Origin of the sequence: Streptomyces sp. (genome assembly GCF_035563135.1) — a bacterium.
Taxonomy (GTDB): Bacteria; Actinomycetota; Actinomycetes; order Streptomycetales; family Streptomycetaceae; genus Streptomyces.
On record NZ_DATMVN010000327.1, the window covers coordinates 1 to 15,944 of the forward strand.

General features: G+C 71.8%; 18 protein-coding genes and 1 riboswitch. Of the genes, 8 read left to right on the top strand and 10 right to left on the bottom strand.

All coding sequences use genetic code 11. The features are described from left to right. Positions 1-44: 44 nt before the first annotated feature. From thiE to VN520_RS14330, 4 genes are all read right to left on the bottom strand, one after another. Positions 45-686 (bottom strand): thiamine phosphate synthase, encoded by a 642-nt coding sequence (thiE, locus tag VN520_RS14315; RefSeq protein ID WP_325747287.1) that lies wholly within the window; start codon positions 684-686, stop codon positions 45-47. Positions 687-865: 179 nt separating this feature from the next. Beyond that, a complete protein-coding gene (locus VN520_RS14320) occupies positions 866-1,231 on the bottom strand; it encodes an Rv2175c family DNA-binding protein (RefSeq protein WP_014045440.1) in 366 nt (121 codons plus the stop codon). A 59-nt stretch (positions 1,232-1,290) separates the two neighbouring features. Next, a complete protein-coding gene (locus VN520_RS14325; protein ID WP_325747288.1) occupies positions 1,291-2,532 on the bottom strand; it encodes an FAD-dependent oxidoreductase in 1,242 nt (413 codons plus the stop codon). An 89-nt stretch (positions 2,533-2,621) separates the two neighbouring features. Next, positions 2,622-2,963, bottom strand: a complete 342-nt coding sequence (locus tag VN520_RS14330; protein WP_325747289.1) for a hypothetical protein — start codon at positions 2,961-2,963, stop codon at positions 2,622-2,624. A gap of 51 nt (positions 2,964-3,014) precedes the next feature. Continuing rightward, positions 3,015-3,127: riboswitch (TPP riboswitch) on the top strand. On the opposite strand from VN520_RS14330, the gene thiO reads away from it, so the two are divergent. The 5 genes from thiO to VN520_RS14355 all read left to right on the top strand — a co-directional run bounded on the left by thiO (position 3,125) and on the right by VN520_RS14355 (position 8,321). Continuing rightward, entirely contained in the window at positions 3,125-4,345 is a 1,221-nt protein-coding gene (thiO, locus tag VN520_RS14335) for a glycine oxidase ThiO (protein ID WP_325747290.1), read from the top strand. It overlaps the preceding riboswitch by 3 nt. Further along, positions 4,342-4,587 carry a sulfur carrier protein ThiS gene (gene thiS / locus VN520_RS14340; protein WP_325747291.1) on the top strand — a complete coding sequence of 82 codons (246 nt, stop codon included), beginning with the start codon at positions 4,342-4,344 and terminating at the stop codon, positions 4,585-4,587. Before thiO ends, thiS begins: the two co-directional genes overlap by 4 nt. A gap of 2 nt (positions 4,588-4,589) precedes the next feature. Beyond that, entirely contained in the window at positions 4,590-5,384 is a 795-nt protein-coding gene (locus VN520_RS14345; RefSeq protein WP_325747292.1) for a thiazole synthase, read from the top strand. 128 nt (positions 5,385-5,512) lie between these two features. Further along, entirely contained in the window at positions 5,513-7,435 is a 1,923-nt protein-coding gene (pknB, locus tag VN520_RS14350) for a Stk1 family PASTA domain-containing Ser/Thr kinase (protein ID WP_325747293.1), read from the top strand. A gap of 22 nt (positions 7,436-7,457) precedes the next feature. Next, complete coding sequence (locus VN520_RS14355) at positions 7,458-8,321, top strand: deoxyribonuclease IV (protein ID WP_325747294.1); 864 nt, start codon at positions 7,458-7,460, stop codon at positions 8,319-8,321. Positions 8,322-8,352: 31 nt separating this feature from the next. Here the strand turns inward: VN520_RS14355 and VN520_RS14360 are convergent, their stop codons facing one another. Then, the gene (locus VN520_RS14360) at positions 8,353-8,985 is read right to left on the bottom strand and encodes a sulfite oxidase-like oxidoreductase (protein ID WP_325747295.1); all 633 of its coding nucleotides are present in this window, start codon (positions 8,983-8,985) and stop codon (positions 8,353-8,355) included. A gap of 155 nt (positions 8,986-9,140) precedes the next feature. Between VN520_RS14360 and bfr the strand changes: the two genes are divergently transcribed. Continuing rightward, positions 9,141-9,620, top strand: a complete 480-nt coding sequence (gene bfr, locus VN520_RS14365) for a bacterioferritin (RefSeq protein ID WP_325747296.1) — start codon at positions 9,141-9,143, stop codon at positions 9,618-9,620. A gap of 45 nt (positions 9,621-9,665) precedes the next feature. Here the strand turns inward: bfr and VN520_RS14370 are convergent, their stop codons facing one another. Both VN520_RS14370 and VN520_RS14375 read right to left on the bottom strand, forming a co-directional pair. Then, positions 9,666-9,935, bottom strand: a complete 270-nt coding sequence (locus VN520_RS14370; RefSeq protein WP_325747297.1) for a (2Fe-2S)-binding protein — start codon at positions 9,933-9,935, stop codon at positions 9,666-9,668. Between the two features lie 159 nt (positions 9,936-10,094). Next, on the bottom strand, positions 10,095-11,441 hold the full coding sequence (locus VN520_RS14375; protein WP_325747298.1) for a class II 3-deoxy-7-phosphoheptulonate synthase: 1,347 nt from the start codon (positions 11,439-11,441) through the stop codon (positions 10,095-10,097). A gap of 104 nt (positions 11,442-11,545) precedes the next feature. On the opposite strand from VN520_RS14375, the gene VN520_RS39635 reads away from it, so the two are divergent. Next, positions 11,546-11,602 (top strand): trp operon leader peptide, encoded by a 57-nt coding sequence (locus VN520_RS39635; RefSeq protein WP_361655543.1) that lies wholly within the window; start codon positions 11,546-11,548, stop codon positions 11,600-11,602. A 96-nt stretch (positions 11,603-11,698) separates the two neighbouring features. Next, complete coding sequence (locus VN520_RS14380; RefSeq protein ID WP_325747299.1) at positions 11,699-13,603, top strand: anthranilate synthase family protein; 1,905 nt, start codon at positions 11,699-11,701, stop codon at positions 13,601-13,603. Between the two features lie 107 nt (positions 13,604-13,710). On the opposite strand, the gene VN520_RS14385 is transcribed toward VN520_RS14380, so the two are convergent. The 3 genes from VN520_RS14385 to VN520_RS14395 all read right to left on the bottom strand — a co-directional run. After that, the gene (locus VN520_RS14385; protein WP_325747300.1) at positions 13,711-14,715 is read right to left on the bottom strand and encodes a 2-hydroxyacid dehydrogenase; all 1,005 of its coding nucleotides are present in this window, start codon (positions 14,713-14,715) and stop codon (positions 13,711-13,713) included. A 253-nt stretch (positions 14,716-14,968) separates the two neighbouring features. Continuing rightward, positions 14,969-15,661: a response regulator transcription factor gene (locus tag VN520_RS14390; RefSeq protein ID WP_325747301.1), complete on the bottom strand. Its 693-nt coding sequence runs from the start codon at positions 15,659-15,661 to the stop codon at positions 14,969-14,971. Further along, positions 15,658-15,944, bottom strand: a 287-nt coding sequence (locus VN520_RS14395; RefSeq protein WP_325747302.1) for an ATP-binding protein, incomplete at its 5' end; no start/stop codon positions are given. The genes VN520_RS14395 and VN520_RS14390, both read right to left, overlap by 4 nt.

A 15,944-nucleotide genomic window follows, 5' to 3' on the forward strand; every position in this document is an offset into this window, starting at 1 on the left:
CGAGTGCACCGAAAGCCGCTTTCGCTGCATCCGGGGGCGGGAAGTCAGGCGCGCAGCCGGGCTGCCAGCGCCGCGGCCGCCGCGCGCGGATCTTCCGCCTCGGTGATCGCCCGCACGACGACGACGCGGCGTGCGCCGGCGTCCAGCACCTCGTCCAGGTTGCCCGCGTCGATCCCTCCGATGGCGAACCACGGCCGTGTCGTGCCGAGCGAGGCGGCGTACCGCACGAGGCCGAGGCCCGGGGCGTACCGGCCCGGCTTGGTCGGAGTGGGCCAGCAGGGGCCCGTGCAGAAGTAGTCGGTCCCCGCCTCGGCGACGGCCGCGTCGACCTCGGCCTCGGCGTGGGTGGAGCGGCCGATGACCACGTCACCGCCGATCACGGCGCGGGCGGCGGGGACCGGCAGATCGCCCTGGCCCAGGTGCAGCACGTCGGAGCCTGCGGCATGGGCCACGTCGGCCCGGTCGTTCACCGCGAGGAGCGCGCCGTGGCGCTTGCAGGCGTCGGCGAGGACCGCGAGGTGTTCGAGCTCCTCGGCCGCCTCCATGCCCTTGTCCCGCAACTGCACGATGTCCACGCCACTGGACAGCACGGCGTCGAGGAACTCGGGGAGGTCGCCCTGCCGCTTGCGGGCGTCCGTGCACAGATAGAGCCGGGCGCCGGAAAGCCGGGTGCGAGGCGTGGACATGATGGTTTCCCCCGTCGGTGCGTCGATGGATCAGGTGTGCGGCGAATCGTTTGTGCGCGAATCGTTTGTGCGGCGACGAATCGCCCGGAAGGTGGAGGGATCGCCGTGGCGGCGATCCCGATAACGGCGGAGTGCGGGCCGCGTGTGCCACGGCCCGCACCCCACTCACGGTCGCCCGGTCAGACGGCGAGCGCCTGGGCCCGGCGCTTCACCTCCGTACCGCGATTCTCGCTCAGGGCCTGCGCGGGGGTGCCGGGCAGGGTCGGGTCGGGGGTGAAGAGCCAGTCCAGCATCTCTTCGTCGTTGTAGCCGTCGTCCCTCAGGAGCGTCAGGGTCCCTGCGAGCCCCTTGACCACCTTGTTGCCGTCGATGAAGGCGGCAGGCACCTGGAGCGTCCGGTTCTCACCACGTCGTACGGCGATGAGCTGGCCCTCCTTGACCAGCTGCCGTACACGCGTCACCTCGACATCGAGCATTTCCGCGATGTCGGGAAGGTGGAGCCAGGCGGGGACGAGAGCATCGATCTTTGCGTCAATCTCGGTCACAAGGACAAGCGTGCCATCCCGGACCGGCAGTCGGTACCCGGGCCGACCGTACGGGGCCGTCACTCCCCCCGGAGCGCCGCCGATTTCAGCGGTACGGAGGAGTCGGCGGCCCGTGCCGCATCGATCCTCGCCCCGGCCTCGACGAGCTTGCGGCCCTGCGCCAGGTCGCGGGGCCTGCCGACCGCCAGCAGGGCGACCAGGACCCCCTGCCTCAGCCAGCAGACCGTCCAGGACGGATCCGCGGGATCGCCCCGCCACAGCAGCGTGTCGGCACCGGCGTGATGGCCGGCGTACTGGACGAAGCGTCCGAACTGCTCGGACCAGAAGTAGGGCACCGGGTCGTACGTCCTGGCCGCGCCGTCCGCGAGCGCGGCGGCGACCGTCCGGGGCCCCTGGAGCGCGTTGTCCCAGTGGTGGACCAGCAGCCGCTGCCCGTAGCGGGCGGACGGGAAGGAGGCGCAGTCGCCCACCGCGTGGACATCGGGCAGGGAGGTGCGCAGCGAGCTGTCCGCGGTGACCGAGCCGTCCGGTCCGAGTGCGATGCCCGAACCCGCGAGCCATGCGGTGGCGGGCCGCGCGCCGATGCCCACGACCACCGCTCCGGCGGGGATCACCCGGCCGTCGGCCAGGTGGACCGCGCCCTGTTCCACCCGTGCGACCCGGGCGCCGGTGAGGAGTTCGGCTCCGCTGTCGGCGTACCAGCCGGCCATCGGAGCGGCGACCTCGGCGGGCATCGTGCCCGCGAGGGGGCGGTCCGCGGCCTCGACGACGGTGACCGCGCAGCCGGCCGCGCGGGCGGCGGTGGCGAACTCGGCGCCGATCCAGCCCGCTCCGACGACGACCACGTCGTCCTGCCGCTCCAGGACGGGCCGCAGCCGGGCGGCGTCGTCGAGGGTGCGCAGCAGGTGGACGCCGGGCACGCCCTCGGAACCGGGCAGTGCGACGGGTTCCGCTCCGGTGGCGAGGACCAGCACGTCGTAGGCGACGGGCCCCTGGGGGGTGTCCAGCTCATGGGCGTCGGCACGCAGGCCGGTCACATCGAGTCCCAGGCGCACCGTGACGTCCAGGGCCTCGAAGTCGACGTCGAATGCGGAGCCCTCCGCCTCGCCGAGCAGGAGCGCCTTGGACAGGGGCGGCCTGTCGTAGGGCTGGTGCGGTTCGGCACCGATCAGGGTGACGGGACCGGTAAAGCCCTGTTCGCGCAGGGCCACGGCCGTCTGCACACCGGCCATGCCGGCGCCCACGATCACGACGCCCCGCGACCGGCGCTCCCCTGCAAGGTGCTGTGTCTGCTGGCTCACCCGCCCACCCTAGTGCCGTGCCGGCCGGGGTTCGCCCGTCGCGACGGGGCGGGCCCCGGCCGACGCGGCACCAGCCATCTGACGCGGTGTCACTTCATGAGCTCCTCGACCACACTGGTCCCGCTGCCCTCCTGGGACTCCCATGCCCAGGTCTCGTCCAGACGGACCCGTCCGTCGGAAAGATCGGTGACGGCCGAGACGCAGTGCCCGCAGGAGGTCGTCCCGTCCTGCTTCAACTGGACGTAACGGAAGTCCAGGGTGTCCCCGTCCCGGGTGCCGACGAGGTGCCCGCGCACGACGTCGCCACCCGTGTACTCGGCCCATATCCGGCCGTCCTGCTCGTGGTACGTGAACCGGGTCCGGGTCCCGACCTGGCCGGGGGCCTGGTCGGCGACCGGCGAGAGGACGAGTCCGTCGAGTGAACGGGCCACGGGTACGGCTCCCTTACTGGCTGCGGGCGGTGGGGTTTAGGGTGGCCACCGTAAGACACTCACGGGAGTCCGGACGCACCGGGCTGAGAGGGAGGCTGACCGGCCTCCGACCGTACGAACCTGATCCGGGTCATGCCGGCGAAGGGAGGGGCTGGACACCCATGCGTAGCTCCGCGGAGAGTTCCGACGTCCTGGTCGTCGGAGGCGGCATCATCGGCCTGGTGACCGCCTGGCGGTCGGCCCAGCAGGGCCTGCGCACCACGCTGGCCGATCCCGCACCGGGCGGCGGCGCCGCGCAGGTCGCGGCCGGGATGCTGGCCGCCGTCACCGAACTCCACTACGGCGAGCAGATGCTGCTCGGCCTCAACGTGGCCTCCGCGGCGCGCTATCCGGCGTTCGTGGCCGAGCTGGAGGAGGCGAGCGGGCAGGAGACCGGCTTCCGCGCCTGCGGCACCCTGTCCGTCGCCCTGGACTCCGACGACCGGGCGCATCTTCGCGAACTGCACGCCCTGCAGCAGCGTTCGGGACTGGAGTCCGAATGGCTCAGCGGCCGCGAGTGCCGCCGCCTGGAGCCGATGCTCGCCCCCGGCGTGCGCGGCGGGCTGCGGGTCGACGGCGACCACCAGGTGGATCCCCGGCGGCTGGCCTCGGCGCTGGTCACCGCGTGCGAGCGGGCGGGGGTGGTCTTCCGGCGCGCCTGGGTCCAGCGGCTCTCCGTCACGGGAGGCCGGGCCACGGGAGCCGTCCTGGCGGACGGCACGGAGCTCGCGGCCGGCCAGGTGGTACTCGCCGGCGGGAGTCTCAGCGGCCGGCTCCAGGGGGTCCCCGAGGCGGTACTGCCGCCGGTGCGCCCGGTCAAGGGACAGGTTCTGCGGCTGACCGTGCCTCCCGCGTACGCCCCCTTCCTCAGCAGGACGGTGCGCGCCGTCGTGCGCGGCGGCCACGTCTATCTGGTCCCGCGTGCGAACGGTGAGCTGGTCCTGGGCGCGACCACCGAGGAGCTGGGCTGGGACACCACGGTCACCGCGGGCGGGGTGTACGAGCTGCTGCGTGACGCCCATGAGCTGGTGCCCGGCATCACCGAGCTGCCGCTGACCGAGACCCGGGCCGGTCTGCGGCCCGCCTCGCCGGACAACGCGCCGCTGCTGGGCCCCACCGCCCTTCCCGGACTGCACCTCGCCACCGGGCACCACCGCAACGGGGTGCTGCTGACCCCCGTCACCGGCGATGTGATGGCTCACGTGCTGACCACCGGCGAGCTGCCCGAGGTCGGCCGCTCCTTCTCCCCGCGCCGCTTCGCCCCCGTCGCCGGCGCGCCGGGGGCCTCATCGCACCCCTCCCCCGAAGACACCGCCCCCGTGCCGCAGGAGCAGCCCGTATGACACAGCCCGTGCCCGCATCCGTCCCCGCCCCCCTGCCCGCCGTCGCCGTCTCCGTCAACGGGGAGGAGCGCTCCGTCCCCGCCGGCACCACCCTGGACACCCTCGTCGCGGAGCTGACCGCGGCCCGCTCCGGGGTCGCCGCCGCGGTCAACGAGGCCGTCGTCCCACGCGGCCAGTGGTCCGCCACCGCACTCGCCGGCGGCGACCGCGTCGAGGTACTCACCGCGGTTCAGGGAGGCTGACCATGTCCGACGACCTCTTCGTGCTCGGAGCCACCACGTTCTCGTCACGTCTGATCATGGGGACGGGCGGGGCCCCCAGCCTCGACGTGCTGGAACGCTCCCTGATCGCCTCGGGCACCGAGCTGACCACCGTGGCGATGCGCCGGCTGGACCCGACCGTGCAGGGTTCGGTGCTCTCGGTGCTGGAGCGCCTCTCGATCCAGGTCCTGCCGAACACCGCCGGCTGCTTCACCGCCGGCGAGGCCGTGCTGACGGCACGGCTGGCCCGGGAGGCGCTGGGCACCGACTGGATCAAGCTGGAGGTCGTGGCCGACGAGCGGACCCTGCTGCCCGACCCGATCGAGCTGCTGGACGCCGCCGAGATCCTGGTCGACGACGGTTTCACGGTCCTGCCGTACACCAATGACGACCCGGTCCTGGCCCGCAAGCTCCAGGACGTGGGCTGCGCCGCGATCATGCCTCTGGGCTCCCCGATCGGGTCCGGGCTCGGCATCCGCAACCCCCACAACTTCCAGCTGATCGTCGAGCAGGCCGGGGTCCCGGTGATCCTGGACGCCGGTGCGGGGACCGCGTCGGACGCGGCGCTGGCGATGGAACTGGGCTGTGCCGCTGTGATGCTCGCCTCGGCGGTGACCCGGGCGCAGGAGCCGGAGCTGATGGCGGCCGCGATGCGGCACGCGGTGGACGGCGGACGCCTGGCGTACCGGGCGGGACGCATCCCGCGCCGGCATTTCGCCGAGGCGTCCTCGCCGGCGAAGGGCCGTGCGGTACTGGATCCGGAGCGCCCGGCCTTCTGAGATCCGGGCGCCGGCGGCGGGCCTGCGGTCACAGCACGTGCATGCTCCTGTCACGGCTCCGCACCGGAACGGCCCCCGGGAGACCCTGGCCGCTCCGCCGTGTCCGTGGCAGCTCGTAGACTCGCCCCGTGGACACGACCCTCCAGGACCCCCTCGTCGGGCAGCTGCTCGACGGCCGCTATCGCATCGATGCGCGCATCGCCGTCGGCGGTATGGCCACGGTCTACCGGGCCGTGGACACCCGGCTCGACCGGGTGCTCGCCCTCAAGGTGATGCACCCGGCGCTGGCGACCGACGCCGCGTTCGTCGAACGCTTCATCCGCGAGGCCAAGTCCGTCGCCCGGCTCGCCCACCCCAATGTGGTGGGCGTCTTCGACCAGGGCGCCCAGGGCGCGTACGTGTACCTGGCGATGGAGTACGTCGCGGGGTGCACCCTGCGTGATGTCCTGCGCGAGCGCGGGGCGCTGCAGCCCCGGGCCGCTCTGGACATCCTCGAACCGGTGCTGGCCGCGCTCGGCGCCGCGCACCGTGCGGGGTTCGTCCACCGGGACATGAAGCCGGAGAACGTCCTCATAGGGGACGACGGCCGGGTCAAGGTCGCCGACTTCGGTCTCGTACGCGCTGTGGGGACCGCCACCGACACCACCGGCTCGCTCCTGGGCACGGTGTCGTATCTCGCCCCGGAGCAGATCGAGCAGGGCACGGCCGACACCCGGTCCGATGTGTACGCCTGCGGTGTGGTGCTCTACGAGATGCTGACCGGTGGAAAGCCCCACGCCGGGGACACGGCCGCGCAGGTCATCTACCAGCACCTGAACGAGGACGTCCCGGCGCCGTCCGGCGCCGTCGCGGGTCTGGCCGCCGGGCTGGACGAACTGGTGGCCGCGGCGACCGCACGCGACCCCGACGCCCGTCCGTCCGACGCGGTGGCCCTGCTCGCGAAGTCCCGGGAGATGAGGGCGGCCCTCACCCCGGAGCAGCTCGACGCGGTGCCTCCGCAGGCCATCGCGGAGGTCCATGACACCGCCGAGGACCGTACGAGTGTGATCCCCAGGGTCATCCCGGCCGGTCAGGGCACCGCGCACCACACCAGCCGGCTGGAGATGCCTCCGCCCGTGTCCGACGGTCCCGGCCGCGTGCGGCGCGGGCCCTTCGCGGGCCGGGGCCGGCGGGGGCCGGTCGCCGTGCTCGTCGCCGTGTTGCTGGTGCTGGGGGCCGGAGCGGGCGTCTGGTACATCAACTCGGGACAGTTCACCCAGGTCCCCTCCCTCCTGGGCAAGACCGAGAGCGCTGCCGAGAAGCGGCTCGCGGACGAGGGGCTCGGTCTGAAGGGTGTCGAGCGCGCCTACAGCGACACGGTGCAGCGCGGCACGGTGATCAGCAGCGATCCCGGCTCCGGTGAGCGGATCCGCGGCAACGACGCGGTGAAGCTGGTGATCTCGCGCGGTCCGGAGATCGTGAAGGTCCCCGACGTCGAAAGCCTCGCGCTCGCCGATGCCCGGCGTGAGCTGAAGAAGTCGGGGCTGGCCCCCGGCATGGTGACCCGGGAGTTCAGTGAGGAGATCGACCGGGGCGAGGTGATCCGTACGGACCCGCGGGCCGGTGCCGAGCGCCGTCCCGACTCGGCGGTCGCCCTGGTCGTCAGCAAGGGCAGCCCGGTGGACGTGCCCGACGTCACCGGTCTCCCGGCCGGGGAGGCCGAGGCCGCACTGGAGGAGGCGGGCCTCGACGCGAAGGTGCTGACCGACCGGATCAACTCGCCCGAGGCGTCGGGCGAGATCGCCCGGCAGACGCCCGGCAGCGGTGCGGAGGCCGCCGAGGGCGACACCGTGGAGCTGACGGTCTCCAAGGGCCCGCGTATGCTCCCGGTCCCCGATGTCACGGGCAAGGACGTCGACCAGGCCCGGAGCACACTGGAGAAGGCGGGGTTCGAGGTCGAGGTCGACCGTCCGCTCCTCTCCTTCAGCGACACGGTCAAGAGTCAGTCGGTCGAGGGCGGCGAGAAGGCCGCCGAAGGCTCCACGATCACCCTCAGGACCAAGGCCCTGTAGACCCACCGAGGACTGGCAGCACATGCGCAACCCGATAGGCGGTCATGTTCCCGTGGCCGGCGGACTCGCCAGGACCGGCCTCGGCCACGCGCGGGAGCTGGCGGCCGAGACCGTGCAGGTCTTCGTCGCCAATCCGCGCGGCTGGGCGACCCCGCCCGGGAACCCGGCGCAGGACGAGCTGTTCCGCTCGGAGTGCGCGGCCGGGTCGATCCCGGCGTACGTCCACGCCCCGTATCTGATCAACTTCGGCTCGCACACCGAGGCCACCGTCGAGCGTTCGGTCCTGTCGCTGCGCCACTCCCTGCGCCGGGCGCGGGAGATCGGCGCCCTGGGTGTGGTGGTCCACACCGGTTCGGCGACCGGCGGGCGTCCGCGCGGGGAAGCCCTCGCCCAGGTGCGTACGCACATGCTCCCGCTGCTGGACGAGCTGACCCACGACGACGATCCCTTCCTGCTGCTGGAGTCGACCGCCGGGCAGGGATCCTCGCTCTGTTCGCGGACCTGGGACTTCGGCCCGTATTTCGACGCCCTGGACTCCCATCCCAAGCTGGGGGTCTGTCTGGACACCTGCCACATCTACGCGGCGGGCCACGACCTGACCGGCCCCTCCGGTATGCGGCAGACCCTGGATCTGCTGGTGGACACGGTCGGCGAGGGGCGGCTGAAGCTGATCCACGCCAATGACTCCAAGGACGTGGCGGGCGCCCACAAGGACCGGCACGAGAACATCGGCGCGGGTCATATCGGCGCGGAGCCGTTCCGTGAGCTGTTCTCGCATCCGGCGACCGAAGGCGTGCCGCTGGTCATCGAGACACCCGGCGGCAAGGAGGGCCATGCCGCGGACGTGGCGCGGCTGAAAGAGCTCCGGGGCCCCGCCGCCGGGTGAGAGCGGCTGCCGTGCGGGCCCTCCGGGCCGCTCAGAGCTCGGGGCCGTCCCCGGGCTCCTCCTGGTAGGAGTAGCGCTGCTCGCTCCACGGGTCGCCGATGTTGTGGTATCCGCGCTCCTCCCAGAACCCGCGGCGGTCGGCCGTCATGTATTCGATGCCCCGGACCCATTTGGGTCCCTTCCAGGCGTACAGGTGCGGCACGACCAGGCGCAGCGGGAATCCGTGCTCGGCGGTGAGCAGCTCGCCGTCCTTATGGGTGGCGAACAGCGTCCGGTCCGACACGAAGTCGGCGATGCGGAGATTCGAGCTGAATCCGTATTCGGCCCAGACCATCACATGGGTGACATGGGGCGCGGGCGGCGCCAGTTCCACGACCTCGCGGGCCGGGATTCCGCCCCATTCGGCTCCCAGCATGCTGAATTTCGTCACGCAGTGGAGGTCCGCGACGACGGAGGAGAAGGGAAGCGCACTGAATTCCTGGTGATTCCAGCAGTGCTTGCCGCCGTCGGCCGTGGCTCCGAAGACCCGGAACTCCCAGCGGTCCGGTTTGAACTTGGGCACGGGCCCGTAATGGGTGACCGGCCAGCCGCGCTGCAGTCGCTGCCCCGGGGGAAGCCCGGACTGCTCTGCTGTGCCGCGTTCCCGGCTTTCCGGCTGACCCATGCCTCCATGGTGACAGACAGGCAGGGGTGGTCATGACCAGGGGAGAGTTGATTCGGGCAACTCGTACTAAGCATGCACTTACTGGACGGCTGCACGAGGCGATGCGAGGATGCGCGCAAACGTGCCCAGTTCACCGGTTGGAAGGAGCCTCTGCGATGCAGGGCGACCCCGAGGTCCTCGAGTTCCTGAACGAACAGCTGACCGCCGAATTGACTGCCATCAATCAGTACTTCCTGCACGCGAAGATGCAGGAGAACTTCGGCTGGACGAAGCTCGCCAAGTACACCCGGGCCGAATCGTTCGACGAGATGAAGCACGCGGAGATCCTCACCGACCGGATCCTGTTCCTCGACGGCCTGCCCAACTACCAGCGGCTCTTCCATGTGCGGGTCGGGCAGACGGTCACCGAGATGTTCCAGGCCGACCGCCAGGTGGAGGTGGAGGCGATCGACCGCCTCAGGCGGGGCATCGAGGTGATGCGCGCCAAGGGCGACATCACTTCGGCGAACATCTTCGAGGCGATCCTGGCGGACGAGGAACACCACATCGACTATCTCGACACCCAGCTGGAGCTGATCGAGAAGCTCGGTGAGCCGCTCTACCTCGCCCAGCTGATCGAGCAGCCGGAGAGCTGATCCACACGGGCCGGGACGGCTTCGCGACGGTCCGGCGCGGGTGCGTCAGGCGGCGTCGGAAAGCCTGACGCCCGAGGCACCGCTGAGGGCGGCGGGCGCACCGGCCGGGGCGCCCGCCGGCGCCGTACGTCCTTCGGCGAGCTCACGGCGGGAGCAGTCGCCCCGGCCGAGCAGCGCCTGGATCCTGCGGACGCAGCCACCGCAGTCGGTGCCGGCCTTGCAGGCGGAAGCGATCTGGCGGGGCGTGCACGCTCCGCCGTCCGCATGCTGCTTCACCTGCTCTTCCGTGATGCCGAAGCAGGAACAGACGTACATGCGGTTCACCTCCCGACGGGTCGATCGTTACGCCGTCCCGAAGTTTCGGTGAGGCTAACCTAACCTTACCCGCGAGCCCCCGCACGCAAAAGCCCCGGTACGCCTGTGGGGCACGGATCACATCGATCCGTGCCCCACAGGTGTCACCGAAGGTGGTTCTTACTGGTCGCGGTACATCTCGGCGACCAGGAAGGCCAGGTCGAGGGACTGGCTGCGGTTGAGGCGCGGGTCGCAGGCCGTCTCGTAACGCTGGTGCAGGTCGTCCACGAAGATCTCGTGGCCGCCGCCGACGCACTCGGTGACGTCGTCACCCGTGAGTTCGACGTGGATGCCGCCGGGGTGCGTCCCGAGCTGCTTGTGTACCTCGAAGAAGCCCTTGACCTCGTCCAGCACGTCGTCGAAGCGGCGCGTCTTGTGACCGGAGGCGGCCTCGAAGGTGTTCCCGTGCATCGGGTCGGTGACCCACACGACCTGGGCACCGGAGGCGGTGACCTTCTCGACCAGCTCGGGGAGCTTGTCGCGGACCTTGTCGGCGCCCATACGGACGATGAAGGTCAGCCGGCCCGGCTCGCGCTCGGGGTCGAGACGGTCGATGTAGCCGAGCGCCTCGTCGACGGTGGTCGTCGGGCCGAGCTTGATGCCGATGGGGTTGCGGATCTTCGAGGCGAACTCGATGTGCGCGCCGTCCGTCTGGCGGGTGCGCTCACCGACCCAGACCATGTGGCCCGAGGTGTCGTAGAGCTGACCGGTACGCGAGTCGGTGCGGGTGAGCGCGGACTCGTAGTCGAGCAGCAGCGCCTCGTGCGAGGCGTAGAACTCGACCGCCCTGAACTCGGCCGGGTCCGTTCCGCACGCCTTCATGAAGTTCAGCGCGTTGTCGATCTCGCGGGCCAGGGCCTCGTAACGCTGCCCGGACGGCGAGGACTTCACGAAGTCCTGGTTCCAGGCGTGGACCTGGCGCAGGTCGGCGTAACCGCCGGTGGTGAAGGCGCGCACCAGGTTCAGCGTGGAAGCGGACGCGTGGTACATCCGCTTCAGCCGCTCGGGGTCCGGGATGCGGGCGGCCTCGGTGAATTCGAAGCCGTTGACGGAGTCGCCGCGGTAGGTCGGCAGGGTCACGCCGTCGCGGGTCTCGGTCGGCTTGGAGCGCGGCTTGGAGTACTGCCCGGCGATACGGCCGATCTTGACGACGGGCACGGAGGCCGCGTACGTCAGTACGGCGCTCATCTGGAGCAGTGTCTTCAGCTTGGCCCGGATGTGCTCTGCGGACACGGCGTCGAAGGCCTCGGCGCAGTCGCCGCCCTGCAGCAGGAACGCCTCGCCCTTGGCGACGGCTCCCAGGCGGGCGCGCAGCTGGTCGCACTCGCCGGCGAAGACGAGCGGAGGATACGACTCGAGGTCCGCGAGTACGTCGCGCAGAGCCTCGGCATCGGGGTACTCGGGCTGCTGCGCCGCGGGAAGGTCTCGCCAGGTGTGGCCACCGGCGACGGAGGTATTGGCGTTCACGGTCACCTTGACAACACTACGGGGTCGGCGAGGGCGCCCCTCCGCCCGCTCAACAAATGAGACGCGCGCTCGTCCGTCCCTCCGTTTCCGCTAAGGTACGGGGCATGTTCGCGCAGACGACCCAGAACTGGTGGTGGACCGCTCCTCCGGCGGCCCGCTGATTCATCGCGCGTACAGACTTCGCGAAGGCCGCCCGAGGGCGGCCTTCTCCGCGTTCCGGAGCCGGGAGCCGTTCCTCCGACAGGTAAGGAACATCCATGCCCGAGCCCATGCCCCAGCCCGGCCGTGCCGCCGGTCTGCTGTCCGCCCTGCTCCGTGACGACGCCCCGCCCTTCGCGCTGCTGCGCAGGCGCACGCCCGGCCGGGACCATGACACCGTCGAGCTCCTGACCGGCGAGGTGCGGGAGGCGGACCGGCTCGCCGGCATCCCGGTGGGCGAGCTGCCCTCACTGGCCCTGGTCCCCTTCCGGCAGATCGCCGAGCGCGGATTCGACGTGCGGGACGACGGCACCCCGCTCTCCGTGCTGGTCGCCGACGAGGCGCACGAACTGCCGCTGGCCGAGGTGCTCGCGCAGCTGCCCGGCCACGGGGTGCGGGTCGAGGGCGGGGCCTTCGACGTCCCCGACGAGGAGTACGCGGACATCGTCCGGCGGGTCGTCGAGGACGAGATCGGGCAGGGCGAGGGCGCGAACTTCGTGATCCGGCGGACCTTCACCGGTGAGATCCCCGGTTTCGGCCGGGCCGACGCGCTGGCCCTGTTCGGGCGCCTGCTGACCGGTGAGCGCGGGGCGTACTGGACGTTCGTGGTGCACACGGGGGAAAGGACGCTGGTCGGAGCCAGCCCGGAGGTCCATGTGCGGATGTCCGGCGGGACCGTCGTGATGAACCCGATCAGCGGGACGTACCGCTATCCGCCCGGGGGGCCGACCGCCGAGAGCCTGCTGGCCTTCCTCGGCGACCGCAAGGAGACCGAGGAGCTCTCCATGGTGGTCGACGAGGAGCTCAAGATGATGTGCACCGTCGGCGACATGGGCGGTGTGGTGGTCGGGCCCCGGCTGAAGGAGATGGCCCACCTCGCGCACACGGAGTACGAGCTGCGCGGGCGTTCCTCCCTCGATGTGCGCGAGGTCCTGAAGGAGACCATGTTCGCGGCGACGGTCACCGGTTCCCCCGTGCAGAACGCCTGCCGGGTGATCGAGCGGTACGAGCCGGGGGGCCGCGGCTACTACGCGGGCGCGCTGGCGCTGGTGAGCCGGGAGCCCGGCGGGACGCAGACGCTGGATTCGCCGATCCTGATCCGTACCGCCGACATCTCCGCGGCCGGCCGGCTGCGCGTGCCGGTGGGGGCGACCCTCGTACGCCACTCCGATCCGGCGGGGGAGGTCGCCGAGACCCACGCGAAGGCGGCGGGTGTGCTCGCGGCGCTGGGCGTCCGCCCGGACCGTCCCGGGCCGGAGGCGGACCGTCCGCGGCTGGCCTCCGATCCGCGGGTGCGGGCGGCCCTGGACGACCGGCGCGGCGGGCTGGCCCCCTTCTGGCTGCGGATGCAGGAGCGCACCCGGGAGCTGTCCGGCCACGCGCTGGTGGTGGACGGCGAGGACACCTTCACGGCGATGCTGGCGCATCTGCTGCGCTCCTCGGGCCTCACGGTGTCGGTGCGCCGTCACGACGAACCCGGACTGCGCGAGGCCCTGCGGGCGCACGAGGGGCCCGTGGTGCTGGGGCCCGGCCCCGGTGACCCGGGGGACGCGGCCGACCCGAGGATGCGGCTGCTGCGGAGGCTGGCCGCCGGCCTTGTGCGGGAACACCGTCATGGGCTGCTCGGCGTCTGCCTCGGCCACGAGCTGATCGCGGCGGAGCTGGGTCTGGAGATCGTGCGGAAGGCAGCGCCGTACCAGGGGGCGCAGACCCGGATCGACCTGTTCGGCAGGCCCGAGACCGTCGGTTTCTACAACAGCTTCACCGCGCTCTGCGACGACGCCGCGGCCACGGAGCTGGGTGCGCACGGCATCGAGGCGAGCAGGGACCCGGTCTCCGGCGAGCTGCACGCGCTGCGGGGCCGGGGCTTCGCCTCGGTGCAGTTCCACCCGGAGTCGGTGCTGACGCTGCGCGGCGCCGCGATCCTGACCGGGCTGCTGGCCGCGCTGCCGGTGGCCGGCTGAGCAGCGCCGGGCTGATCGGGCCGGCGGCCGGGCAGGAGCACGCCGACGGCCCGGTCCGGTCCGGGCAGGAGCACGCCGACGGTCCGATCCGGTCCGGGCAGGAGCCCTCAGCCTGCTGGGAGCGCCGGGACCAGGACGTTGTCGCTGCGCCGGCCTGCCAGGTAGTCGGTGACGTTCCGCACGGTGGCGTCGATGATCTCCTCCACGGCGTCACGCGTGTAGTACGCCTGGTGCGAGGTCACGATGACGTTGGGGAAGGTGACGAGCCGGGCGAGGGTGTCGTCGTCGATGCCCTCCATGGATCTGTCGACGAAGAAGAGCCCCGCCTCCGCCTCGTAGACGTCGAGTCCGACACCGGTGAAACGGCCGGCCCGCAGCTCGGTGACGAGCGCGCGGGTGTCGATGAGACCACCCCGGCTGGAGTTGACGAGGATCGCGTCGTCCTTCATCACGGACAGGGCGCCGGCATCGATGATGTGCTCCGTGGCCGGCAGCAGCGGCACATGGAGGCTGATCAGGTCGGCCTCGGCGAAGAGCTGCTCCTTGTCCACGTACCTCATGCCGAGCGCGGTGCAGGCGGGGTTCTCGGCGATGTCCCAGCCGAGCAGGTCCATGCCGAAGCCGTGGGCGATCCGGGTGAACGCCTCACCGATCTTCCCGGTGCCGACCACACCGGCCGTGCGGCCGTGCATGTCCCGGCCGAGGAGCCCGTCGAGCCGGAAATCGAAGTTCCGGGTGCGGCTCACCGCACGGACGACACGGCGGTTGACGGCCATGGCCAGGGCCCAGGCGAATTCGGCGACCGAGTGGGGCGAGTAGGACGAGACGCGGGCGACGCGCAGGGCGAGCCGTTCGGCGACGTCGAGGTCGATGTTGTTGAAGCCGGTGGACCGCTGGGCGATCATCTGCGTGCCGCCCGCCGCGAGGGCCTGGAGCACAGGGCTGCCCAGGTCGGCGTTGACGCTGGTGGAGATGATCTCGTGGCCCGCGGCGATCGGGGCGGTGTCCCTGGTGAGGAAGACGTCCAGGCAGCGGACGTCGTACAGGCCGGCGAAGGCCTTCTCGATCAGCGGTTTCTCGTCGGACTGCACGCCGAATGCCAGGATTTCCACGACGTCTCCCGGGTGAGGGGTGGGGCCGGTCCTCGCGAATATACGGCCCGCCGCCCCGGGGCGCCGCCCGGCCGGAGCGGGGCGGCGGCGGAGGAGCCGGCCGGAGAGGGCTCCCGTCTTCGGGCGCGCCGCCGCCTCACGGACCGGCGCCCGCGCGATGTCCTTCCCCCGGAGGCGGCCGTCCTGCCGGAGACGTCCTCGTGCACCGCGTGGACGGCGTGCGACTTCCGTTGCGATGAGCGGCGGCCGTCCGTCAGAGGTCGTCGAGGCCGGCTTCGATGGCGTAGCGCACGAGTTCCACCCGGTTGTGCAGCTGGAGCTTGCCCAGGGTGTTCTGGACGTGGTTCTGCACGGTGCGGTGGGAGATCACCAGGCGCTCGGCGATCTGCTTGTACGAGAGTCCCTTGGCGACCAGCCGCAGGACCTCCGTCTCGCGGTCGGTGAGCTGGGGGGCCTTCGGCCGGTCGGGGGCCGCCGGAGCGGGGTCGGAGGCGAGCCGGCGGTATTCGCCGAGCACCAGCCCGGCGAGGCCCGGTGTGAAGACCGGGTCGCCGGCGGCGGTGGCGCGCACGGCGTCGGTCAGCTCCTGGGTGCTGGCCGACTTGAGCAGGTAGCCGGTGGCCCCCGACTTCACGGCCTCCAGGACGTCCGCGTGCTCACCGCTGGCGGAGAGCACCAGGACGCGCGGCCCGGGGCGGGAGCCGACGAGCTCCTTGCAGACCTGGACGCCGGGCATCCCCGGCAGGTTCAGGTCGAGCACCAGGACGTCGGGCCCGGTGGCCCTGGCCCGCCGCACCGCCCCCGGGCCGTCACCGGCGGTCGCGACCACGTCGAAACCGGCCTCGGCCAGATCGCGGGCCACGGCGTCGCGCCACATCGGGTGGTCGTCGACGACCATCACCCTGATGGCCCGCTCCTCGGACGCCTGCGTGTTCGGTGTACTCATCGGGCCGGTCCTGCCTTCCCCCGTGGAACCTTCGGAACCTTCAACTCGACCTCGGTGCCCTGGCCGGGTACCGAGATCAGCTCTGCTGTGCCTCCCAGGTCGCGCAGCCGCCCGCGGATCGACAGGGCGACACCGAGCCGGCCCTCCCCTTCCGCCTGGTCGAGCCGGCCCTCCGGGATGCCCGGGCCGTCGTCCCGGACCGTGACGGCCACCGCGTCCGGCTCGTCCTCGACCAGGACCCACGCCTGGGCGTCCGGGCCCGCGTGGACCCGGACGTTGTCCA